The sequence below is a fragment of the Mariprofundus erugo genome (assembly GCF_005818865.1).
GTDB classification, from domain to species: Bacteria; Pseudomonadota; Zetaproteobacteria; order Mariprofundales; family Mariprofundaceae; genus Mariprofundus; species Mariprofundus erugo.
In genome coordinates this window covers 58,983-81,877 of record NZ_VBRY01000011.1, presented here as the reverse complement: position 1 = coordinate 81,877, position 22,895 = coordinate 58,983, and the positions used below count along the sequence as shown (strand labels likewise).

The 22,895-nt window shown below is 53.5% G+C and carries 17 protein-coding genes; 10 read left to right on the top strand and 7 right to left on the bottom strand.

Annotation, left to right across the window (positions count from 1 at the left end; translation table 11 throughout):
• Positions 1-326 precede the first annotated feature (326 nt).
• The 3 genes from FEF65_RS11350 to FEF65_RS11340 form a co-directional block, all read right to left on the bottom strand.
• On the bottom strand, positions 327-1,190 hold the full coding sequence (locus FEF65_RS11350) for an SIR2 family NAD-dependent protein deacylase (protein ID WP_202978272.1): 864 nt from the start codon (positions 1,188-1,190) through the stop codon (positions 327-329).
• 263 nt (positions 1,191-1,453) lie between these two features.
• On the bottom strand, positions 1,454-2,200 hold the full coding sequence (locus FEF65_RS11345) for a DUF481 domain-containing protein (protein WP_138239935.1): 747 nt from the start codon (positions 2,198-2,200) through the stop codon (positions 1,454-1,456).
• 427 nt (positions 2,201-2,627) lie between these two features.
• Positions 2,628-3,659 carry a cytochrome-c peroxidase gene (locus FEF65_RS11340; protein ID WP_138239934.1) on the bottom strand — a complete coding sequence of 344 codons (1,032 nt, stop codon included), beginning with the start codon at positions 3,657-3,659 and terminating at the stop codon, positions 2,628-2,630.
• Between the two features lie 271 nt (positions 3,660-3,930).
• On the opposite strand from FEF65_RS11340, the gene tgt reads away from it, so the two are divergent.
• From tgt to FEF65_RS11315, 5 genes are read left to right on the top strand one after another with little or no spacing between them, the layout of a single operon-like run.
• The gene (gene tgt / locus FEF65_RS11335; RefSeq protein WP_138239933.1) at positions 3,931-5,055 is read left to right on the top strand and encodes a tRNA guanosine(34) transglycosylase Tgt; all 1,125 of its coding nucleotides are present in this window, start codon (positions 3,931-3,933) and stop codon (positions 5,053-5,055) included.
• Positions 5,056-5,092: 37 nt separating this feature from the next.
• Complete coding sequence (gene yajC, locus FEF65_RS11330) at positions 5,093-5,446, top strand: preprotein translocase subunit YajC (protein WP_138239932.1); 354 nt, start codon at positions 5,093-5,095, stop codon at positions 5,444-5,446.
• A 44-nt stretch (positions 5,447-5,490) separates the two neighbouring features.
• Positions 5,491-7,074 (top strand): protein translocase subunit SecD, encoded by a 1,584-nt coding sequence (gene secD / locus FEF65_RS11325; RefSeq protein ID WP_138239931.1) that lies wholly within the window; start codon positions 5,491-5,493, stop codon positions 7,072-7,074.
• 7 nt (positions 7,075-7,081) lie between these two features.
• A complete protein-coding gene (secF, locus tag FEF65_RS11320; protein WP_138239930.1) occupies positions 7,082-8,026 on the top strand; it encodes a protein translocase subunit SecF in 945 nt (314 codons plus the stop codon).
• A 14-nt stretch (positions 8,027-8,040) separates the two neighbouring features.
• Positions 8,041-8,427: an Mth938-like domain-containing protein gene (locus tag FEF65_RS11315; RefSeq protein WP_138239929.1), complete on the top strand. Its 387-nt coding sequence runs from the start codon at positions 8,041-8,043 to the stop codon at positions 8,425-8,427.
• 113 nt (positions 8,428-8,540) lie between these two features.
• Here FEF65_RS11315 and FEF65_RS11310 read toward each other — a convergent pair whose 3' ends face one another.
• On the bottom strand, positions 8,541-10,040 hold the full coding sequence (locus FEF65_RS11310; protein WP_238701367.1) for an OmpA family protein: 1,500 nt from the start codon (positions 10,038-10,040) through the stop codon (positions 8,541-8,543).
• A gap of 270 nt (positions 10,041-10,310) precedes the next feature.
• On the opposite strand from FEF65_RS11310, the gene FEF65_RS11305 reads away from it, so the two are divergent.
• Both FEF65_RS11305 and FEF65_RS11300 read left to right on the top strand, forming a co-directional pair.
• Positions 10,311-11,189, top strand: coding sequence for a GGDEF domain-containing protein (locus tag FEF65_RS11305; protein ID WP_161595239.1), 879 nt, complete (start codon positions 10,311-10,313; stop codon positions 11,187-11,189).
• A gap of 310 nt (positions 11,190-11,499) precedes the next feature.
• Positions 11,500-11,898, top strand: a complete 399-nt coding sequence (locus FEF65_RS11300; RefSeq protein WP_161595238.1) for a hypothetical protein — start codon at positions 11,500-11,502, stop codon at positions 11,896-11,898.
• Positions 11,899-12,218: 320 nt separating this feature from the next.
• On the opposite strand, the gene FEF65_RS11295 is transcribed toward FEF65_RS11300, so the two are convergent.
• Positions 12,219-15,278 (bottom strand): response regulator, encoded by a 3,060-nt coding sequence (locus tag FEF65_RS11295; RefSeq protein WP_138239926.1) that lies wholly within the window; start codon positions 15,276-15,278, stop codon positions 12,219-12,221.
• A 456-nt stretch (positions 15,279-15,734) separates the two neighbouring features.
• A complete protein-coding gene (locus tag FEF65_RS11290) occupies positions 15,735-16,151 on the bottom strand; it encodes a bacteriohemerythrin (RefSeq protein ID WP_138239925.1) in 417 nt (138 codons plus the stop codon).
• A 177-nt stretch (positions 16,152-16,328) separates the two neighbouring features.
• Here FEF65_RS11290 and hrpB point away from each other — a divergent pair, with 177 nt between their 5' ends.
• Positions 16,329-18,965 carry an ATP-dependent helicase HrpB gene (gene hrpB, locus FEF65_RS11285; protein ID WP_138239924.1) on the top strand — a complete coding sequence of 879 codons (2,637 nt, stop codon included), beginning with the start codon at positions 16,329-16,331 and terminating at the stop codon, positions 18,963-18,965.
• A gap of 432 nt (positions 18,966-19,397) precedes the next feature.
• Here the strand turns inward: hrpB and FEF65_RS11280 are convergent, their stop codons facing one another.
• Positions 19,398-19,844 carry a DUF2127 domain-containing protein gene (locus tag FEF65_RS11280; protein WP_138239923.1) on the bottom strand — a complete coding sequence of 149 codons (447 nt, stop codon included), beginning with the start codon at positions 19,842-19,844 and terminating at the stop codon, positions 19,398-19,400.
• A gap of 379 nt (positions 19,845-20,223) precedes the next feature.
• Between FEF65_RS11280 and FEF65_RS11275 the strand changes: the two genes are divergently transcribed.
• Positions 20,224-22,107 (top strand): PhoX family protein, encoded by a 1,884-nt coding sequence (locus FEF65_RS11275; protein ID WP_161595237.1) that lies wholly within the window; start codon positions 20,224-20,226, stop codon positions 22,105-22,107.
• Positions 22,108-22,173: 66 nt separating this feature from the next.
• Positions 22,174-22,668, top strand: coding sequence for an ATP-dependent zinc protease family protein (locus FEF65_RS11270; protein ID WP_161595236.1), 495 nt, complete (start codon positions 22,174-22,176; stop codon positions 22,666-22,668).
• The last annotated feature ends 227 nt before the right edge of the window (positions 22,669-22,895 follow it).

Genomic DNA, 22,895 nt, shown 5'->3' with positions numbered 1-22,895 from the left:
GCCCAGCCTCTTATGCGCAGCAGCAGGCAGCAGGAAGTTTTCGCCCGTCAGCCCGCCACGTCCTGTTTTATCTTCCAGCTCCTGCCGCGCCTCTTTGGTAATCCCCTGCCACCTTTTCGTTGTTCATTCAGCCCCTCCACAACTTCGGGCCACCTTATGGGTCACGATCTCACCAGCGGATGAAAGGGGCTGGTCTTCAACTGATCCGATGTCATCGCACTTGCTCCAGCTTGATCAGGCTCCACCGTCAAGCCGGTGGGGAGACCACAGTATAGGTCTCATCAGGCGATTGTCTTGTCATCCAAATGGATGACAAATCTCAGTAGCTACACCTCGCCCAGGATGCTGCGAATGCCGTCCAGTCCATTCATGGCAATCGAGATGGCTCCTTCCGGCACCTTATGATCCCGCGGGTTAATGCGGATCAGCGAGCAGTATGGAAACAGATCCCAGAACAAATGCTCGCCCAGTTCACGAATCGTGGGAATCACCCGCCCTGCCCCGATCTCAATGATGGCAACCTGCTTTCCCTCAGCACGCAATGGCTCCAGCCAGTGGATAAAGTGCGCGGCCTGCCTGCTTTCACGGGTATCAACCCAGCGCCAGTCGCCAAACATCAGCACATTGGGACGGGCCACCTCCCCGCAATCGGGACAATACGGCATGCGTGTCGCCCTGAAGCGCTCTTCATCGACAATCACCGCATCATCATCGGCAGGCCATAAATCCTTATGCGCGCCGCTGCTGCACTGCCACCAATCGAGTGAGCCATGCACCTCGTGGATGCGTGAATCATCGAAGCCTGCTTTGTGGAAATGACTATCGACATTCGATGTCACGACGAAATAGTTATCGCCCTTCTGCCGGCACAGATCGAGTAACATTCCGAATCCGGCATGTGGCTGCGTCTGTCGGTACTGGTGCAGGCGATGGCCGTAGAAGGCCCAGGCAAGTTCCGGCTCATCGCGAAACCATGCCAGTCTCGCCATGTCTTCGAAGCTTAGGCCCCGCCGCTTAAGCACCGGATACGCCCGCCATAATCCATGTACGCCACGAAAATCAGGTAATCCGGAGTCCACGCCCATCCCCGCTCCGGCCGTGATCAGCAGCGCATCCGCATTTGCGATCGCCTGCTTTGCCTGCGCAATGGCCTGACTGCTGCTGTTATGCTCGCTCACCATCGCCTCCATGTTTCAATCTCCGCCTGAATCCGGGCATTGCACGATCATAGATTAGTTTGCCACGACCACCGCATGCATAGATATCGCAATGATCCCGGTGTATGCGACATATCAGGTCGCAAAGGCGGCTGAACAGGCAATGGGCGATACGGGCATGAATCAGCCTTAGATACTCATCCGGTGTGATCTGCCGGTGCTGAAAGAGTGTATGAGTTTACGTTGGCGAGGAGCTGTAGAGGTATTTCTCTAAACCAGTGCAGCGCCTTCAGAGATCAGAATGCATACTCAAGTGCAGTTTTGTAGCTGACATCGGTGGCCTTGATGCCGGTCGGCGGACGGGAATCATGCGCGGTTTCCACCGACAGGCGCAGAGCCAGTCCGTCGGTTAACGAGACCTTCATGGCAGCATCATCCAGCAGTCGAAAATCGGCCGGGGTTTTCCATGCCGGCTGATAATAGACGGTATTTTGCAAGCGAACATGATCGTTTAATATATATTGAAACGACAGGTAGGAGTTCATTCGCCACAGACGGGTGGCCGGTGCATTGGTGCCCCTCAACGCTTCCCGCTCAAAGAAGGAGCCAAGACCGATATGCACACCCCAATGCTCATCGCTTTCAGACCAGCGCATGCCACCACCGAGCAGTGTACGCAGCTTCAGCCGGGCAAACTCATCCTGTTGCAGCTGGCCGAAGGCTTCGATATCCCAGTTCTGGTCCAGGGCAAAGCGGTGGCGAAGATGACCGAATGCCTTGTTGGTATCGCGGCGTCCGCGACTTTTACCATAGGCGTAACTGGCCACAGCCATTTCGGTGTGACGTCCATGCTGCCAGCGCAACCGTCCGCTTGCTTCACCATTGACCTTGGCTGTATTGCCAGAGCTGCCATTGACCGACAGGCCAACCTTGCCGGCAACCCCCTCGGTATTGGCAGGAAGATCGATATCTTCGGCATTGATGATGGCATGGGCCTGTAATGGAACGGCGAACAGAAGAACAAGGAAAATGATCAGTGGCATCGCGGCATGCTAACCAACATGACTGCTGCGACCAAGCCGACATCGCATCGATACGATTGTTTCAGCCTGAAAATAGCCAGTGCAGGTAAAGGTGTGTGGGCGCCGCTTGATTCCCCCTTATAAGATTTGCCGAATAGAGTGATTCACTACAGAAACAAGCTGTGGATACAGCGGATGTAGTAAATGGCTCGTATGAGGGAATCTTCAGGACCAAAATATCGGGGGGGCGTTCTTTCACCCCTTTCTTTACCGATAAGTCAAAAAATTTCTTCAGCATTATTTCCCGCTAATGCGCGATGAACTGATTAAAAGCGTCCTTTCCATGATTGTGTAATGATTTAACGAGAAGTGCCATATGGTTGATATTCATAAAAAAAGAGGCGCGTCATTGACGCGCCTCTTGAATGTTTCACTGTGCTTGAATCTTTCAGGGAAGCACAGGTGTGTGAATGCGGTTCAGATGCTTGTCGGTCAGGGTTTTCATGAATGCAACCAGATCCTTTTTCTCCGCCTTTGTCAGCTTCAGTGGTGTCATCAGGGCATCCTGATTCGGATTCTTCGCATCACCACCCTTGTTGTAATGCTCGATCACCTGCTCCATCGTGGACATCGCACCATCATGCATAAAGAAGGTGAAAGAGGCCGAGTTATAAAGTGAAGGGGTCTTGAAGGCACCCTTGTCGGCATCATCTTTGGTGACCTCATAACGGCCAAGGTCCTCTTTCAATGGTCCAACCTGCGGCACGCTGATATTATGATAGGCATTATCGGTCATCAGTGGTGCGCTGTGGCAGGCAGCACACTGTGCCTTACCCTGGAACAGTTCAAAGCCCCGTTTTGCAGCAGGTGAAATTGCCTTTTCATCGCCATTCACATAACGCTGAAACGGTGAATCGGTGGCCACAAGGGTACGCTCGAATGCGGCAATCGCTTTGGCGATATTCGGACCGGTTGCATCCTCACCAAACACCTTGTTGAACTGCTTCTTGTAGGCAGGAATGCCATTAAGGCGTTTTACAATCGCATTGACATCACCACCCATTTCACCCGGTGCCGAGATCGGGCCCATATGGCCGGGAAGTGCACCGGTCTGCTCCTCCAGCGAGGAGGCACGCCCGTCCCAGAACAGGGTGTCGTAATAGGCAGCATTGACCCATGAAGGAGCCCAGCGTCCCAGTTCGCCGCCCTGTCCGAAGGCACGCGGGGTGTGGCCGCCACCACCGGCAAACGGCAGATGGCAACCGGCACAGCTGATCGAGTCATTTTTAGATAAGCGAGGATCAAATGCGAGCTGATGGCCCAGTGCAACTTTTGCTTCACTCTGCGGGTTATCAGCGGGTACCGGTACTGCCGGCAGCTTCCAGTCGGACAGATCCCCGGCTTGTGCAGCCATTCCGGAAAACAGACAAAAGCCCGCAAATACAGCAGACTTGGCTACTCTGAATTCAGGTAATTTCATAACTCAACTCCTCGATATGTTCTTGAAAGATATTTCAGGACAGGAGGCTATCCTGCTTCAACAGATCATTCTGCAGATGGCATGCGCCATCGCAAGCAAAACATAACCATGGTGAGCATCGACAGTCCATCCGAAATATGCGGATTTTCACACTGCATGGCGGACACCGGGTTATCCTCCGTGCATCGCTGATTCATCCGGCGATTCTGTTACAGTGACGGTAAGTCTGATTACTTGCTGCGACCTGCACATGCCGTCAGTCTGCCCCGCCATGAATGCATTGACCTTTGAAGTATTGGCAAAAGACGAAGGCGGATTCGCACGGCGAGGCCGCATGCATCTTGCCCATGGTGTGGTTGAAACCCCCGTATTTATGCCTGTAGGTACCCAGGCCACCGTAAAAAGCATGACCCCTGCCGATCTGACCGAAGATATCCGGGCCAGCATTATTCTCGGCAATACCTATCATCTGATGCTGCGTCCCAGTGCGGATCTGATTGAGCGTATGGGGGGGCTGCATCGTTTTATGAGCTGGGACCGCCCTATTCTGACCGACTCAGGCGGATTTCAGGTGTGGTCGCTGGGTGATTTGCGCAAAATTGAGGAGCATGGTGTTCGCTTTCGCTCGCATATTGATGGTTCAGCCGTCTTTCTCGGCCCGAAAGAGAGCATGCATATCCAGCGTCAGCTGGGCAGTGATATCGTTATGGCCTTTGATGAGTGCACTCCCTATCCGGCAACAATCAGTGAGGCCGAAGCCTCCATGTTGATGTCCATGCGCTGGGCCGGAGAGTGCCGTGAGCACCTGCCTGTCAACGATACGCAGGCACTGTTCGGCATTGTTCAGGGCGGTATGTATCCTGAGCTGAGAATTCAGAGTCTGGAGATGCTTTCAGCCATTGATTTTGAAGGCATTGCCATCGGCGGCCTCTCGGTCGGAGAGCCGAAAGAGGAGATGATGGCGATGATGGATGCACTGGCTCCGCATCTGCCGGTCGACAAACCTCACTATGTGATGGGTGTCGGCACGCCCGATGATCTGATTGAGGGGATCGATCGTGGCATTGATATGTTCGACTGTGTCATGCCGACCCGTAATGCCCGTAACGGCACACTGTTTACCGACGATGGCAAGCTGAATATCAAGAATCTGCGCTATGCCGAGGACCCCCGCCCGATCATGGAGGATTGCAGCTGCTACACCTGTCGCAACTTCTCCCGCTCCTATCTCCGTCATCTTTATATGGCTAAAGAGATTCTCTCATCCCGACTGAATACGCTACATAATCTCCATTATTATTGCGATCTTATGAGCCGGGCCAGAAACGCTCTCGAGCAGGGCGAGTGGCCGGAATTCCGCAATCGCTTTTTACAACGCTATCGTGACCATGCATAATCCCCGCCTTCCATTTAATTCAGGAGCAATCATCCACATGAAATCAATTATCACCCACTCGTTTGCAGCCATTGCCGCTGTGGCCGCCCTCATTTCACCGGCACTGGCCGAAGGTGCTGCAGATCCGCAGCAGGCCAATGGATTTGCGCAGCTGATTCCGCTGCTGCTGATCATGGTCATCTTCTACTTCCTGCTCATCCGTCCGCAGCAGAAGAAGGTTAAAGAACACCGCAACATCATCGAGGCGCTGAAGAAAGGTGATAAAGTTATCACCGGTGGCGGTTTTTACGGTACGATCGTTGATGTTAAAGATGACTTTCTCAAGGTTGAAATTGCTGAAAACGTCCGCGTGAAAATCAAGCGTGATACGATTGTAGGCCTTTCCGACTGATTTCAGTCGGTCGAATATTGTACTCTCTTTAAAGGATCTCTTTCATGCAAAGCTTCCCTCGCTGGAAAATATGGTTAATTCTGTCTGTTCTTGTGGTATCCGTGATGGCATCACTGCCCAATATCATGAGTGTGCCATCCTGGTGGCCGGCAGCGCTCAGCAAGCCGATGAGTCTCGGCCTTGACCTTAAAGGCGGCGTCCACCTGGTACTGGATGTGGATGTCGACAAGGCCGTGGCCCACAGTGTTGAGGAAGATGTCGACACAGCACGTCAGGCTTTGCGCAAGGCGAAAATCCGCTATAGCAAGCTGGCCAACGACGGTCTGGTACTGCAGGTCAGCATCAGAAGCTCCGAAGACATGGCGGCGGCGGAAGCTTTGCTGAAAGATACCTTTAATAACTACGATATCGCTTCAGCACCGGATAACACCTTCCTGCTGACACTCAAGCAAGCCGTTGCCGATGAAACAAGAAAATTCGCGGTAGATCAGGCCATTGAAGTGATTCGTGGACGTATCGATGCACTTGGCACCACCGAGCCGGTTATCGTCAAACAGGGTAAACAGCGTATTCTTGTCCAGATCCCCGGTTATGAAGATTCTGCCCATGCCAAGCAGCTGATCGGCCGTACCGCCCAGCTCGAGTTCAAGCTGGTGGATGAAAAAGGTGATCTCGAAAAGGCGATGGCCGGTAGCATTCCTCCCGGCGACATCATCATGTATGGCCCTGAAAAAGTGCGCAGCAATGGTCAGAGCGATCGCCAGCCATACCTGCTGAAGCGTCATACCGAACTGTCGGGTAACGAGATTGCAGATGCCCGCGTATCAATCGATTCCCGCTTCAATGAGTATGCCGTAACCCTGAAGTTCAACAGCAAGGGAGCCCACAAGTTTGACAAGCTGACCGCAGCCCATGTCGGTGAGCGATTTGCCATTATTCTTGAGGGTGTTGTGAACTCGGCTCCGGTGATTCGTGAGCGTATTTCCGGTGGTTCTGCGCAGATTACCGGCAGCTTCTCACCGGCTGAGGCCCATGATCTGGCTATTGTACTGCGTGCCGGCGCCCTCCCCGCTCCGGTCAAGGTGGTGGAAGAGCGCTCCATCGGCCCGAGCCTGGGTCAGGACTCGATTGATCAGGGCATGAACTCGGTCATTATCGGTATGATTCTGGTGCTGATCTTCATGGCTGTGTACTACCGCATGTTCGGTCTTGTCGCCAACGTCGCACTGATCTTCAACATGGTGCTGATAGTTGCTGCCATGAGCATGATCGGAACGACCCTCACCCTTCCCGGCATTGCCGGTATCGTGCTGACCATCGGTATGGCTGTGGATGCCAACGTACTGATCTTCGAACGTATCCGTGAAGAACTCTATCTTGGCAAAACACCGCTGGCGGCCATTGACGGTGGTTACAACAAGGCCTTCTCGACCATTATCGATGCCAACATCACCACACTGATTGCCGCAATCGTGCTGTTTCAGTTCGGTTCCGGTCCTGTGAAGGGATTCGCCGTCACACTCTCCGTCGGTATTCTGGCCTCGATGTTCACTGCCATTACTGTCACCCGCGCCATCATTGCACTGAGCACTGAGAAGCGTTCCCGTATCGAAAAACTGAGTATTTGAGGCATTCATGCAACTTATCCGTCCAGACATCAATATTGATTTTATCGGCAGACGCAAACTTGCGATGCTTATCTCGGCACTGATGATTGTCATTTCACTGGCAGCCCTGGCTACCAGGGGGCTGAATTTCGGTATCGACTTCACCGGTGGTACGCTGGTGGAGGTGAAATTCGACAAGCCGGCTGATATTGCTGACATCCGTAGCGCCATTTCTCCGAAGGGATATGGCAATGCGGTGATTCAGGATTTCGGCTCGCCTGAAGAGATCATGATCCGCGTACAGAACAAGGAGAATGAGAAATCATCCACCATCAGCACCGCCATCCTTGATGGTCTGAACGAAAAGTTCGGTGCGGATGCTGTTGAAATGCGTCGTGTGGAGTTTGTCGGCCCGCAGGTTGGTGAAGAGCTCACTCAGGCTGGTATCATGGCTGTACTGATCGCCATGCTGGCGATTCTGGTCTATGTCACCTTCCGCTTTGAGTTCCGTTTTGCTCTCGGCGCTGATGCGGCACTGGTGCATGATATCACCATCGTGCTTGGCCTGTTCGCCATTACCGGCAAGGAGTTTACCCTGCCCGTCATCGCTGCCCTGCTGACGGTGATCGGTTACTCACTTAATGACACCATTGTGGTGTTTGACCGTATTCGCGAGAACTTTGCTGCCAATCGCAAACGCAAGAACCCGGGTGAAGAGGCAGATATTGCCAATGCTTCGGTCAACCAGACGCTGGCCCGTACCCTGATGACCTCAGGCACAACGGTGCTTGTGGTTGCCGCGCTGTTTTTCTTCGGTGGTGAAGTGATTCACGATTTCGCATTCGCCCTGCTGGCCGGTATTCTCGTGGGTACCTACTCTTCCATCTATATCGCCAGCCCGATCATGCTGTCGCTCGCCGGCCGCTTCAAAGGCGATGAGGAAGAGCGCAACAAGATGGAGGAGCGGCCCTGAGCTCCTCATTCTTCATGGGTGACATTAGTCCCGATCTGCATCGGGATACGCTGCTGTTTACCGGTTATGATGATGACTATATCAAGGTGAACCATCAGCTTTACCACAGCAGCCTGTGTATTCACGAGGGTAAACTGGTCAACCCGTGGGGCCCTGCCCGCATCAGGGATGTAACGGTGGATGTGCTGCAAATGTTTCTGCAACAGCCGCCTGAGGTGCTGATCATCGGTACCGGCCGTACCACGGCTTTTCCGGATACATCGGTCATGCAGTTCCTTGCCGATCACCATATCGGCTTTGAATGTATGGACTCCCGTTCGGCAGCACGTACCTATAACATCCTGCTGGCCGAGGGCCGCACCGTATCAGCAGCACTGCTGCTGCCCGGAGCCAGACGTTAATCATCTCCCTTCGGAGAGAACTGCACCAAATAAAAAGGCCCGGAAGGTTATCCTCCCGGGCCTTTTTGTTTGGTGTGCCTCTTTTTATTTGATTGCGCGCTGTGCCGTCCGTTTTATTGCGGTAGTGCCGCCTGTTGTGGCAATGACTCAGCTGTATCCATCGTCGGTGCAATCAAGACGATATCAATGCGCCGGTTACTACGCCGCCCTTCCGCCTTCTCATTATTGGCAATCGGATGATCCTCACCAAAGCCGACAGCCGTGATCTCACGGTGGTTTTCCCCGAAGCGTGCCTCAAAGTACTCCCTGACCGTCATGGCGCGGCGCTCGGACAGCTGCTGATTATATTCATCATTGCCGATCGAGTCGGTATGGCCTTCAATGCGAATGGCTCTGTTGGCAAACAGGTCGATGGCTTTGCCGGTCAACTCCAGCAGCTCATAGGATTCGGTTGGAATAATGGTGCTGCCACTCGGGAAGTTCATCGCCTTCATGCGAATGATCACATCGGCATCGGTGGTCAGAAAGAGCTCTACCTGATCCGGATTAAACAACTTGGCCAGCTGTGCAATTTTTGCCTCCGCATCGCGTTTCAACTGCAGCTTGTAGCGCGCTTCATCAAGGCTTGAGCGGGCGGCATCCAGTTCAGAGACATGGCCCTGCAGGCGATTAATCTGCTCGCTGGCATCAGCAAGTTCAGCTTCATAGCCTGACTTCATCTGATCAATCGCCTGCATAATCAGGGCAACCTGCTCGTCGGTTGTCTCTTTGTCCGTCGTGATGTGAAGATGTTCTGCAATCACATTCAAATCATGCTGACGGCTGTCGAGCCACTCTTCCACCATGGCCGGCTTTTTATGCAGCAATCGCCCCTGTACACCGATCTGTTCAGCCTTGCCGGCCAATGCAATGCTGTTGCGGCTCTCATTGTAGAGCTGGCCACGGGCAGCCGGATGACTGCTGACCAGTCGCTCGACTTGTTTGAGTCCTTCACTGGCGCCGGCAAACGCCTTCGGAGCATATCGGCCGCCATCAGCCTTGCGAGCTTCGGCAATCGCACGGGCAATGGGCCGGGTCAACTGTTCACGGGCAGCCACCACCTCTGCCTGATAGGTCAGCAGTTCGGCATTTCCCGACTCCTTCGCCGCCCGATGCAAATTGCCCTCCTCCACGGCAGCAACCACCTTCTCAAATGCCTCTTCCGCCCGATCGGCCAGATCGCGTCGAATTTCACGCGCACCTGCTGCATGCATACGATCACGCGATTCGATCAGGGTCTGGAAATGACTGCTCATGGTCAGGCTATTGTTAATCGCCTTTTGTGCCTCCAGATCTGCCTCGCTGCTCTTATGCTGTGCATATGCCTCTTTGGCTAGCTGATAGGCCAGAGGGGACAGCTCCGGCGCTCTTACCGCCTCAGCCTCCTCCAGCATGGAGCGTGACTCGGCAGCCGTGACGGATAATACCGGTGTGATAAACATCAGGGCGCTGACCACACCACTGGCGATACACTTTTTATTCATATGTTCTCCTCTTGCAATAGCAATCTTCGGCCCGGTGATGACCTCTTCCGGACAAGCCTTGCTGGTATCGACCATGGTGATACTTGTCATGACCTCTTCCTGATCGGGATTGTGAGCAGCGGAGATGAGCTGTATGTGTCCTGCATCGCATCTTTGTGGTCCTGCGCTAACTTCAGGTGGAGATACTGATCGATGGGCAAACGCATGATTTCGTCTCTGCCTGCAAACCTTTGTAGCTGGCACTGAATTTGCTGATCGATAAATCACACCGCCGAGCGTTATGGATGCGCAGATCTTCAGCATCTCCATAACATTGACTGCGAACGTCAGACAGAAAAAGGGGGATATAGGCGTATGACCATGGATAATCTGCCCCTGCTGTCGCTGATCGGGCTCGGTGCACTTGTACTGATATTCTCCTCGATGAAAACCATGCACATACTGGCCATGATCAAGGATGGTTCGATTGCTCGCTACTGGCGCATTCTCAAGTTCGCCATGATCTTTTTTCTGGTCGGCTATCTGGGGGTCATGGCCATGGTGGTTGTCGGCATCACCGACATCCTGATTCTGCTGACCGGCATGATCTTTTTTTTCGGAGCCCTGTTTGTCTATTTTGTGGTTCATACCGGTGAGTTGACGATTCAGGAGCTGCTCGAGGATGAAAAACACATCCGTCAGCTGGCCCACTTTGATGCCGTGACCAGTTTACCAAACCGTACCCTCTTCTTTGAACGACTGTCCAAATCCATCACGCTGGCCAGCCGTCACCAGCAGAAGCTGGCTGTCCTGTTTATCGACCTGGATGGATTCAAGGAGGTGAATGACAGCTTTGGCCACGATACCGGTGATGCGGTGCTGAAGGCTGTGGCTGAGCGCCTGACCACACATGTGCGTGGTGCTGATACGGTGGGTCGCGTGGGTGGCGATGAATTCCTTGTCCTGCTCAACGAAATATCCAGCCCGGCTGCCGGAGAAATCGTAGCCCGAAAAATGATCGATACCCTGAATCAGCCCATCATCGACGGGGAGATCAGCTGTCAGGTTGGCGCCAGCATCGGTATTGCCATCTTTCCGGATGACGGAAACGATATCGAAACGCTGATCAAGCAGGCCGATGATGCGATGTATGTCGCCAAGCGTGGTGGTAAAAACCAGTTTATCTCCTACGCACAGGCATTTGCCGATGGGCCAGGCCAGCATCAACCGCTGCCGGAGGGTGCAATAGCACCGCACTAAACCGGTATCAGCGGATCTCCTCACGACGAGCGATCCATGTGTTGGTATCCCTGCCCTGCTTCTCATTTATATGTCTATGGCTGAATTCTTTCTCAATCTCTGCATCCCTGTTGTGATTCAGTACGACAGGAACAATGCGCGACTGATTTTTCTCGCAGCAACGACCACAGACAGCGCCTGAAGTTGTCAGGCCATGCATGGCCACGTGGATGCAGCGCATTGATACGTTTGTTTGGCTTGATGATCCGGATCACATCTTTGCTTCCCCCGGACCGCGTAGAGTGAAAATACCCAACGACAGGAGGCAAAGATGAAGCAGATTACATCCACAATCGCTGAGTATTTGAATGCTGCAAAAAAGGAAAGGAGGAAAGAGTACATCAGCCGTACCCGGACCAGAATGAAGCAGGTGAAACTCGCAATCGCTGAATATTTAAGTGCCGTGAGGGAGACCCGCAGCCAGGAACAGGCAGATCATACTCATATCCGCTATGTGGGCGGCACTCAGGTTGTACTTGAAAAAGCCAATGGCCACAAAATGATCACCGATATCAAACTGCTGCGCATCATGAGCAAGTTCTTACGAGATGAGTCCAGAAGAGAGCAAACGGACTTCTCCAAACTGATGCAGGAGACTCCGGAGCAGGATATTCCACTCAGCCCGTTCCCTCATCACACATCGAGGAAAGGACCACTCTCGCTGTTCTGAGAGATCCGCTACCAGCATGCAAAAGGCTCGCCCATTCGGCGGGCCTTTTATTTGGTTTATCGCGCATGAGCGGCAAATGTGGTGTTCGCAATAATGATGCCAGTTCCTTTTGGACGCGTCGTTCAGCTGATGTTCCATGCCGGCTCATGGCGACCTGATCTATGCAGTCGGATATTCCCTGCCATTGCTGGGCTCCCGCTTCTGCATGCGGACCAAGTCCATGAAGTAGCGCTCATCGGTTGATACAGGGCTTCGTAATATTCGATCCGGACGTATCTCGCCTGCATGCATATATATAAACAGGGAAGCGCTTCATCCTCTTACAGTCTGTTCAATGCAGGGAGAAGCCGCTCAAGTTCATTGTTTACCCTGGTCAGCCATGTCTCAATCTCCGCACGGTTGTTCTGATCGGCCCGCTCAAGGTTTCTGGCGGCACTCTCCAGTGCTTCAGCGCCGATAGTACCGGCCAACCCTTTCAACGAGTGCGCACAGCGACCTGCTGCTTTCGGATCGCTATCTGCCTGAGCCTCACGGTAGAGTGCTTCAAAATCCTGATATGCATCCCTGAATTTTATCAGCAGCTTGTAATACAGCTGTTTATTGTGATTGAGCTGGGATAGCGCTTTATCTCTGTTGACTCCAGCAATCTCGGGAACGGTAACCATGGCCTCGGTCGATGCAGGCATTGCGCTTACAACAGCGCCTGTGGCCGGGGTAATCCAGTTGGCCATGATATTGAACATCTCGTTGACGTTGATGGGCTTTGAAATGTGGTCATTCATGCCGGCACTGGCCGCCCTCTCCTTATCCGAAACCATGGCATTGGCGGTCATGGCGATCACGGGCAGCTTCTCAAAACGGGGCTGCTTGCGAATTTCGCGGGTTGCGGTGTAGCCATCCATCACCGGCATCTGGCAATCCATCAGCACACCATCAAAACTCTCCCGATCCAGCAGCTTCAGTGCTTCTGCGCCATTACTCGCCAGCGTGACCCGCAAGCCGTTGCTACCGAGCAGATCCAGTGCCAGCTCCTGATTGATTTCGTCATCCTCCACCAGCAGAACACGGGCACCATGAAGCTGTTTGATTGCAGCCTGGGACTTTTCGTATCTGTCCAGAATCCTGCATCGCTTCGCTTTTTGGCTGCCCTGACTGATACGCAGCAGTGAATCTCTCAATGCCGTCGTGGTGATCGGCTTGGTCAGAAAATCGGAGAAATCGACTCCTTCCGCCTGCTCCCTCGCCTCATCACGACCATAAGCGGTAAGCATGATCACCATCGGTATCTGCGTCAGATGCAGATCGTGCTGAATATGACGGGTCGCCTCAATGCCATCCATATCAGGCATCTTCCAGTCCATCAGTATAATGTCATAAATCACCTCATTGTTTTCTTTCTCAAGCATGTGCATGGCCTCATGGCCGGAGCTTGCCTGATCCACCCTGATATCGAGGTTGGTCAGCATATCTGTGAGTATCTCCCTCGAGGTCGGGTTATCATCAACGACCAGCGCATAGCGCACCGGCAGTTGCCTGACCGCTTCGGCCCGGGATGCATCGGCATACAGGTATTTTCCAAATACCGCCGTGAAATAGAATGTGCTGCCTACGCCCGGATCGCTTTCCACCCAGATTTCGCCCTGCATCAGCTCGGTCAGCTTTTTCGAAATGGCCAGCCCGAGGCCGGTACCACCGAATTTTCTGGTTGTTGAGGAATCCACCTGACTGAATGATTTGAATAACTTGGCCTGATCCTCCCCGGACATACCGATACCGCTGTCACGCACCGCAAAGAGCAACCTGATCTCATCCTCGCTCTCATGTTGTGCCTCGACAGAGACCAGGATATCGCCCCCTGCATGGGTGAATTTGACTGCGTTATTACAAAGGTTGGTGAGCACCTGGGTCAAACGAAGCGGGTCACCATAAAGCGCCGTATGCAAGCCATGTTTCACATCAAACATCAGCTCGACGCCCTTCTCTTCTGCTTTGAAACCGGCAAGGTTGGCGAGGCTGTCCATCACATCATCCAGCTCGAAATAGACCTGCTCCATCTCCAGCTTGTCGGCTTCGATCTTGGAGAAATCGAGGATGTCATTGATGATGCCGAGCAGGTTCTCGGCTGAACGGTGGACCTTGTCGATATAGTTATGCTGTTTGGCATTGAGTCCGGATTGCAGCACCAGTTCGGAGAGACCGATAATTGCATTCATCGGTGTACGTATTTCATGACTCATATTGGCAAGAAATTCGGACTTGGCCTTGTTGGCACGTTCTGCGGCATGACGGGCTTCGTTCAGGTCATCGGTCCGTTCCCGGACGGTCTTCTCCAATCGTGCTCGCTGATTACTCAGGTTACGCATGAGCTGGAACAACAGCAGCGTCAACATCATGCCCAGAGCAAACACGATCCAGCGCGTGTTGCTGCTGTATTTCTCCCAGAACCCGGGTGCAGTGACATAATGCAACTGCCACTGTCGATTGCCCAGTTGAATGGTATTGGTCAGCCGTAACTGGCCATTATCCGGCCGCATGGCATCTTCATAACTGATGGCAACCTTATGCGAGCGGGATGAGTGAAAATTAAGCAGCCTCTTTTTTCCATCCGCCATGGTCTCGTGACTTAACAGAGCAATATCCACCCCACCAACCGGCGTTTTTGCAATACCGCTTTCCATGATCGTGCCCGGGGGCAGCAGTGAGAACGTGAAGCCTGTGGTGTGATCGTAATGATCATGCTGATTGGCATGGGCAGCCATGTGCAGGTGTTTGTCATAGATCGGATGGATGGCAATAAACCCTTCCGGATTGTGCAATGCCGGCAGAGGCAGGGTTACAAAGTCAGACACCATCGTGGCCTGCGTGCTGCCGGCCTGTCGTATCAATGCAGGCGAAACCAGAGAGCCGATGTCGAGTCCCTTGAGTGCAGAAAAATAGTGGTTGATGGCAATATCAATGACCGGGAAATAGGCATCGCGGTTTACGGAAAGCTCCTTATTCTCCCCCCCTTCGATGATCGGGTATCCATGGCTGATTGCAAATGCCGCTTTATCAGCACGACTGACCTTGCTTGCCATGCCGAGCAACAATGGCGCTGTGTCGCTGTCAATTTGTCGCCAGACTTCCGACGTAGTCGTAGCTATTTTTTTATTTTCTTCATCGGGAAAATTTTCCTGTAGCGAAGAGAGAAGCTCGCCAATGCGCATGCGGTGATCAAATTCAGCCTGAATCGCAGCCGTATGACTTCGGGCGATAAAATTGAGTTCAGCTTCAAGCTTGCCCTGATAGCTGCGCTGGATACCCAGAAACATCGCGATGGACATCAGCGTACCGGTGAGCAATACCAGCCAGGGGGCAATATTTCTTATTTTGAAATCCATGGTCACTCCGCTGATTCTGATTGCAACCGTTTAACAGCAACATTGATACCAGATTGTTAACCACCTCTGATCTGTAACCCGGGGAACGGGATGGTCACAATGGGCTCACGGATAGTTTTTTACCGCCTCCGGTGGTTCCGGCAACAGATTCAAATGGCATACCGGTAACAGCTTTGACAGCTACATATGACACGGGTCATCTGTATGACAGGGGTGTTAGTTCGATCATGAGCGCGGGCATGGCTGATTTGTCGCTCTGACTCAGGACAAGCTGATCTGCTGAGCACGTTCATCGAGCCATGGAGATCACCATCACTCGGCATGGTTGCCGTTTGCAAGCTTCGCCATGACCGGATGAGCCGCAGGTGCACAGGTCAAACCCGAGCGTGTCTGACCCTGTGTTTTCTTTGCCGGAGGGTGTCCCGAATTTTGTGGAAACGGTGTTTGTCGCAGGAACTATTCGGTTCGCAGGTAATCGATGTATTGAGTGTCGTGATTCAGAATATGATCGATCAACGCATTCTTGATCTCCCCCCCCAGATCAACCCACTCCTGACTGTAATTGCTCGCCTTGAGTTCTTTGAGCACACCTTCCAGTTTATTGAGCAGCTGCTCATGAATTTCAGCATGCTCCATGGCCAGAGGAAAATGATTTTCGACAAACAGCAGCTCTTCGTTGGCAAAGTGAACGGCTGCATCTTCCAGAATAAATCCCATGATGCGCACAATCTCATTCTTGTCGTGCTGCTTGCTGGTGACCTCATGGTTGAACTCATTCACCATCTGAATGAAGTGTTTGTGTTCCGCATCAATCTCCTGGTTATGCATGCTAAGCTCATCCGACCACTCAATCGTCCATGGTGTATTCCGCATCGATCCTCTCCCCTGCCTGTGCCTGGATTTTAGCGAACAGAGCCCGCCCGGTGATTGTTAGCAATAGGGCTGCCAATACCGGCAAGAGAGCATTGCACCAACGCCTCATGGCCACTCTGTGCCGGAACCATCACTGTGCTGCGGCGCAGGATCTCCCCATTCGCTATCATGCGACGCATGTCCGCCAATCTGTCCGATCACCTGCCCTCACTTCCTCCCGACCTGCCTATTCACGCTGTTCTGGCAGAGATTCAGCAGCGTTTAACCAGCCATAACCGTCTGGTACTGCAGGCGCCCCCCGGAGCAGGAAAGACAACCGCCGTGCCTCTGGCTCTGCTGGGGCAACCATGGCTTGAAGATAAGCAGATCATTCTGCTTGAGCCGCGCCGTCTGGCCGCGCGCAATGCGGCAGCACGGATGGCATATCTGTTAGGTGAAAAGGTCGGTGAAACAGTAGGTTACCAGATTCGTCAGGAGAACTGCACGAGCGCGAAAACCCGCATACTGGTGGTCACCGAAGGAATCCTGACGCGAAAATTGCAGGCCGATCCCGAGCTTCAGCATACGGCACTGGTGATGTTCGATGAGTTTCACGAGCGCAGTCTGCATGCCGATCTGTCACTGGCCTTAAGTCTGCAAAGCCAGCAGATCCTGCGCGAGGATCTGAAACTTCTGGTGATGTCGGCGACACTCAATACCGGTGCCATCGCCCGCCTGCTGGGTGATGCCCCGATCATCCAGTCCGAGGGACGCAGCTTTCCGGTTGCAGTACACTATCTCGAACAGGCGCCCCCGCGTGGCGGTAGCCATTTCGAGCAACAACAGGCGCTGATGGGCGGCATGATGGGTTTTGTCAAAACCGTGATCCACGAGCATGACGGAAGCACCCTGATTTTCCTGCCCGGTGTGGGCGAGATCAACCGGCTAGCCTCATTGATCAGGGAGTATCTGAAGAGCTGTTCGCTCGACAACATCATCGTCGCGCCGCTGCACGGCAGCCTGAGTAAACAGCAACAGGATCTGGCCATCGCTCCGCTGCGCGACAAAGGCATGCGCAAAATCGTGCTGGCAACCAATATTGCCGAGACCAGCCTGACCATTGAGGGCATTAACTGCGTGATCGATTCGGGACTGGAGCGGATCCTCGACTATAGTCCGGCTTCCGGTATGAACCGGCTGAAAACGCAGGCAATCTCGCAGGATTCCGCCGAACAACGCAGAGGCCGCGCCGGCCGGCTTGCCGCCGGCACCTGCTTTCGCTTATGGACCGCTCAACAACATTTAATGAAACACGCCATGCCGGAAATCCTGCATAGCGACCTCACCTCGTTTATGCTGGAGCTGGCCCATTGGGGGGGCGCCGATCCCGAAGAGCTGCAGTGGCTGGACAAGCCGCCACGCAGCGCCTGCGAACAGGCAACAGAGCTGTTACAAGGGCTTCGCGCACTTGATCAGAGCGGAAAAATCACAGCGCACGGGCGCGATATACTGAGGCTGGGTACGCATCCGCGGCTCGCGCATATGATGCTTGCCGCCATTGATACGGGGCAGCCATGGCACGCCTGCCTGATTGCCAGCCTGCTCACCGAGAAAGATCCGTTTCTTGCCGGTAGCGTAAAGAGTGCTGACATTCACGATCGACTCCAGTTGCTTGTGCATGGCCAATCGTCACATCAGCGGGGCATCGACCATCAACAGTGCCAGCGCATTCTGCAAACCGCAGATGATTTCTTTGCGCGTCTGCACGCATGCAGCAATCAAAACATCAGTGGCGGCAGCATGAAAAAAGAGCGCCCCGATCCACACTATAGCGGTGTACTACTCGCCTTTGCCTATCCCGACAGAATCGCCCGCAAGCGCCCCGGCAATGATGCCCGCTACCTGCTCAGTAACGGTAAGGGAGCACTGATTCCGCCCCGCCTGCAGCAGCACCATCTGCATGAGTATATTGTGGTCGCCAACCTTGATGAGCGCAGCGGAGAAGCCACCATTTATATGGCTGCGGATATCACTTCAGATCAATTGCAGGACTGTTTCGCTGACCTGATCGTGCAAACCGAACGTATTGAATGGAATGAGAGTGCCGAACGTGTTGAGGTGAAAGAGAGCAAACGCATCGGCACCATCGTGTTGCAGGAATCGATGATCCATCACTCCAAAAACAGGGAGGCGATACAAGCATGCCTGATGCAGGCGATAAGAAATAAGGGACTGGCGTGCCTGAACTGGTCGGAGCGTGCGATCTCGCTAAAGCAACGGGTTGAGTGCATCCGCTATCACAGCGAACACAACGCGATCCTGAATAAACAGCTGCCCCCCCTGCCCGACTTTTCCGATGCCCATCTCAGCCGTACGCTGGAAGTATGGTTGCAGCCACATCTGAGTCATGAGAACAGCCTGAAAGCGTGCCAGAAACTGGATATGCATATGCTGCTGATCAGTCAGTTCAGCTGGGAGCAGCAACAGCTGATCCATCAGCTGACGCCGGAAAAGATCAGCGTGCCGAGCGGTTCAGAGGTCGCCATCGATTACAGCGATCCAACGCAACCGATTCTCGCGGTCAGGCTGCAGGAGCTGTTCGGCCTGCAGGACACGCCGGCGATCCTTAATGGCCAGTGCAAACTGATGCTGCACCTGTTATCGCCTGCGCGTCGCCCCATGCAGATCACAAAGGACCTGAACAGCTTCTGGCACTCCACCTATCATGAAGTGAAAAAGGATCTGCGCGGCAAATATAAAAAGCACTACTGGCCGGACGATCCGTTTACCGCCCAGGCGACCAGCAAAACCAAAAAGCAGATGGAGAGGCAGTAGCCTCTTCCATTAAGGAAGCGCTGATGTGTCGGCGCTTCCGAGCGAGCCATGGAGGGACGCCACAATCCGGCAGGATAGCCGGATTGGACGGCTTTGCCGCCGCCAGGTGAGCTGCAGGATGCAGCGAATCAAATCAGACGCGTCAGTGCCTGATTTGTAAGCAAAGACAAAGCGATACGCAGAGTAAAAGCAATTGATGTCAGCATTGAGTGGTGGAATTCGCCCGTCGTTAAACGCTGCAGAGGTACGAGATGCCTGCAATAAGCATGCTTTTGAATTCGAGATTGCCCGCTCCCTGATCGAAGCCGGAATCACTCCTGACGTACCCCATTGATTCCTGCGATCGACATTTCAAACACCCCAATCCCACGCCAGGCCCCGACACAAGCAGATCATACTGCGGGAAGCGTCCAGCATTGCCGCCTTATGGTTTCAGTCAGACTTTCCTTTTATGATCAGGTACAGATAAGCAACAACCATACAATTCACCGTGAGGAAAGAGGCGCTGATAAGGGGCGGTTTGACAATACATTCGTAAATTTCGAACGGCATGTACATGCCCCCACTGATCAAAGCGAACCACTCGACCCAGCGCAGCCGGTGCCACAAGCCGTATGCTTCGATAAACCTGACCAGCGAATAAACCAGTGCGCCGACAGCAATCAGTACCAGATTGATGTTGGCCAGATCGCCCGCAGCTTTCAGAAAGATGCCGGAGTACTGGCTCGCCGGGTTCAGATGCAAATGCGCGACGACCATTCCGGCCACCTGCTGAAGATTATTTCCTGCAAACTCGAGAATTCCCAATCCGGCAGCCAAAGCCAGAAGTCCTTTGGATGCTTCGATCATCGCGATGGGTTTGAGCCCGATTTGATTCATATCTCACGCAAATTATATATCGAACCACGAAATGTATATCTCACAAACATTTGAATATCTGCATCAGGACAGGCGCGGACTGTCGATGAACATGATCAGAATGTGACATCGAGGACCGGGCATACGGGCTGAGGTGCTGATGCAGCCATCCCCCGAAGCAAAGATCCGATCACGAATTTCTCCCTGGCATCCGCCATGCAAGATCTGGGTACCGCTCTTACTTGCAGCATGTGAACGTATACTTCTCGCGGATACTGAATAAGGCTTGCCGGTGTCATATTGCTGTCAATGAGAGCCCTCATGATGTGCGCTTTTTAAAAAAAGGATACTCATGCAGAAATCAAACTGGAATATATGTCTGACAGCAGGTGCTCTCACCATGATCAGTGGCTGCCAGCTGATCCATGATGATCATTCTAAAGACAGAAGCTATACCGTTGCGATCACCGCCAGCGAAGCTCCGGCAAATGATTATCAGCGTGGTTCGATCTACAGTGATTCACGCATGCAGATCAGCCATGATGGCAAGCGCATTGAATTCCCGCTGCACTACAAGCCCATCTTTTACACCAATGACACCATTCCAGCAGGCAAGCTTGCCGGCCAGCTATTCGGTGCGCTGCCTGGTCCGGATGGAGAGCCACTGACAGATCCCACCTCTGAAACAAAGCAGCCATATATCGCGGATAATCCGGATGGCACCACGCTGATCCCTCTTGCAACGGTTGCCAAAGATGGCAGCGCAGAATTCGCGCTCATCACCCACTTCGAATATGTCTCACGCAACGAGGCCGGCAGCAAGCAGTATCTGTTGCACCCGATGTTTGTCGGTAACGGCACCCTCACACAGGCCGACAACGGTTCACTGAACCTGACCAACTATAGTAAACAACCGATGAAAATGATGAAGGGCTTGTGGTCGCCCTGTGCCGCCAGCGTCTCGCCTTGGGGCACACATCTGGGCAGTGAGGAGTATGAGCCGGATGCATTCCACTGGTCACTGGGCTACAACGGCAAGGCACCGGGAGTTGCCAGTAGCCCTAAAATGGAACGATTTGTGCCCGAAAGCGGCAGCGGGCCGGAAGCCCCCTACCACTACGGTTATCTGCCCGAGTTCAAGCTGGATACGCATGGCATGACCGAAGGTGCAAAGCACTACAGCCTCGGTCGTTTCTCGCATGAGGCCACCGCCATCATGCCCGATGGCCGCACTGCTTATGCCGGCGATGATGTCAGATATGGCGCCCTGTTCATGAGCATTGCTGATCGGGCGAACGATCTTTCTGCCAACACCCTTTATGCCGCCAGATGGGAGCAACAGAACAATCAGCCCACAGCAACGGCAAAGCTCTCATGGATTCGCCTCGGCCATGCCAGCGATGCCGAAATTGAGGCGCTGATCAAATCCGGCATCGGGTTTACAGATATCTTTGCAGTCAGTGACCACGCAGCCGATGGTTTCCATGCCGTGAAGGATAGAAAAGGTAACGTCCAGTTTCTTCGCCTGCAGCCGGGTATGGAGCAGGCTGCCGCCTTTCTTGAGTCAAGACGCTATGCCGCCTATCTCGGCGCCTCTGTAGAGTTTTCGCATCTGGAGGGAATTGTCCTTGATGCTGAAAAGAGACAGCTCTTTCTGGCGGCATCCAGTCATCGCTATGGCATGAGCGACAATCAGGGCGATATCAGAATCGCTGAGCATGAATCAGGCGGTATCTTCTCGATCTCTCTGGGTACATCCGGCCGTGATCAGCATGGTGATGCTGTCCCCACTGAATGGCTGGCTGATGGCATACAGTCGATTCCGGAACTGACAGGTCGCGACCTGCGCCATCACGGACAGTGGCAAGCCGATGCCAATGGTAACCTCGCCGATCCCGAGCGCATTGCCAATCCGGATAATCTCGCCTTTTCCGCAGCCACGCGTCTGCTCATCATCGGCGAGGATTCGGAGTTGCACATCAATAACTTCGTCTGGGCCTGGAACGTCGATACCCGCCAGCTTAGCAGAATACTTTCGCTGCCAATGGGTGCCGAGGCAGCAGGTTTGCAGGTACTCGATAACCTGAATGGCTATATGTACATCATCACCAACTACCAGCATCCCGGCGCTCCCAATATGGCAGTCACACCGGCTGTTCTGGAGCCTGTCAAACGGGCGAATCCGGAGTTCGCGGCAGGCATCGAGAAGCGCTCGGCCGTGGGGGTGATCGCCATTGAAACCGGCAAACGTCATCAGCTGCCATGGATGAAGTCCGAAAAGTAATATTGTCACTTACGGCGACACACTTCATGGCTTCGCAGCTTCTCTCCGCACATGCAGCATAGCGCCATGCCGTCCGCCTGCGCCCATGCACTCTCCCACCGTATCCTGATCTTGATGATGCTGGCGGTACTGCTATCCGCATGTAGCGTCACCACAAGGCAGATCATCGGGGCGACTGAGCACGTCACCATTGAAGAGGCCGGCATGGCATTCACGGCCCGCATCGATACCGGAGCGGCAAGCTGCTCCCTGCATGCGACCGATATCAAACGAATCGCCGGGCCTGATCGCAAACAGGATCGCGTCAGCTTCATGACCGCTACTGCGAATGGCGACTCCCGTCGAATCGAAACAGGAATTGTCGATGTTGTTCGAATAAATAGCGCCGAGGGAAGCAGCCTTCGCTATAAGGTGGCATTGACCGTCAACCATAGCGGTCGCAGCAAACAGGTTCTGTTCACACTCAGAGATCGCTCTCACATGGAGTATCGATTGCTGCTCGGCCGGAACTGGTTGAGCGGTGACTATATTGTCGATGTGGCGCCATCCCGCCATAAATAGTACCCTATTGATATTTTGTGTCATGATCAACCATCCCGGATGGTTGATGAAGCCATACTGACCACCGTCAGCCGTACACCTGGCACGAAGGCATGAGCGGATCGTGATCAGTCACAGATCGACCTCATTACTGTTATCCAGTTGCGAACTTTACAGCGTAGCTTTAAGACATTCAGAGTGACATACAAATCAATCACTTGCTAAGATGCCTGCATCTGTGACTGTGT

Coding starts and splice junctions, on each gene's coding strand:
- yajC (WP_138239932.1), top strand. CDS start 5,093: ATGAAATCAATTATCACCCACTCGTTTGCAGCCATTGCCGCTGTGGCC.
- FEF65_RS11295 (WP_138239926.1), bottom strand. CDS start 15,278: ATGGATTTCAAAATAAGAAATATTGCCCCCTGGCTGGTATTGCTCACC.
- FEF65_RS11315 (WP_138239929.1), top strand. CDS start 8,041: ATGGGTGACATTAGTCCCGATCTGCATCGGGATACGCTGCTGTTTACC.
- FEF65_RS11305 (WP_161595239.1), top strand. CDS start 10,311: ATGGATAATCTGCCCCTGCTGTCGCTGATCGGGCTCGGTGCACTTGTA.
- FEF65_RS11340 (WP_138239934.1), bottom strand. CDS start 3,659: ATGAAATTACCTGAATTCAGAGTAGCCAAGTCTGCTGTATTTGCGGGC.
- secF (WP_138239930.1), top strand. CDS start 7,082: ATGCAACTTATCCGTCCAGACATCAATATTGATTTTATCGGCAGACGC.
- secD (WP_138239931.1), top strand. CDS start 5,491: ATGCAAAGCTTCCCTCGCTGGAAAATATGGTTAATTCTGTCTGTTCTT.
- hrpB (WP_138239924.1), top strand. CDS start 16,329: ATGTCCGCCAATCTGTCCGATCACCTGCCCTCACTTCCTCCCGACCTG.
- FEF65_RS11270 (WP_161595236.1), top strand. CDS start 22,174: ATGCCGTCCGCCTGCGCCCATGCACTCTCCCACCGTATCCTGATCTTG.
- FEF65_RS11280 (WP_138239923.1), bottom strand. CDS start 19,844: ATGAATCAAATCGGGCTCAAACCCATCGCGATGATCGAAGCATCCAAA.
- FEF65_RS11300 (WP_161595238.1), top strand. CDS start 11,500: ATGAAGCAGATTACATCCACAATCGCTGAGTATTTGAATGCTGCAAAA.
- FEF65_RS11275 (WP_161595237.1), top strand. CDS start 20,224: ATGATCAGTGGCTGCCAGCTGATCCATGATGATCATTCTAAAGACAGA.
- FEF65_RS11310 (WP_238701367.1), bottom strand. CDS start 10,040: ATGACAAGTATCACCATGGTCGATACCAGCAAGGCTTGTCCGGAAGAG.
- FEF65_RS11345 (WP_138239935.1), bottom strand. CDS start 2,200: ATGCCACTGATCATTTTCCTTGTTCTTCTGTTCGCCGTTCCATTACAG.
- FEF65_RS11350 (WP_202978272.1), bottom strand. CDS start 1,190: ATGGAGGCGATGGTGAGCGAGCATAACAGCAGCAGTCAGGCCATTGCG.
- FEF65_RS11290 (WP_138239925.1), bottom strand. CDS start 16,151: ATGCGGAATACACCATGGACGATTGAGTGGTCGGATGAGCTTAGCATG.
- tgt (WP_138239933.1), top strand. CDS start 3,931: ATGAATGCATTGACCTTTGAAGTATTGGCAAAAGACGAAGGCGGATTC.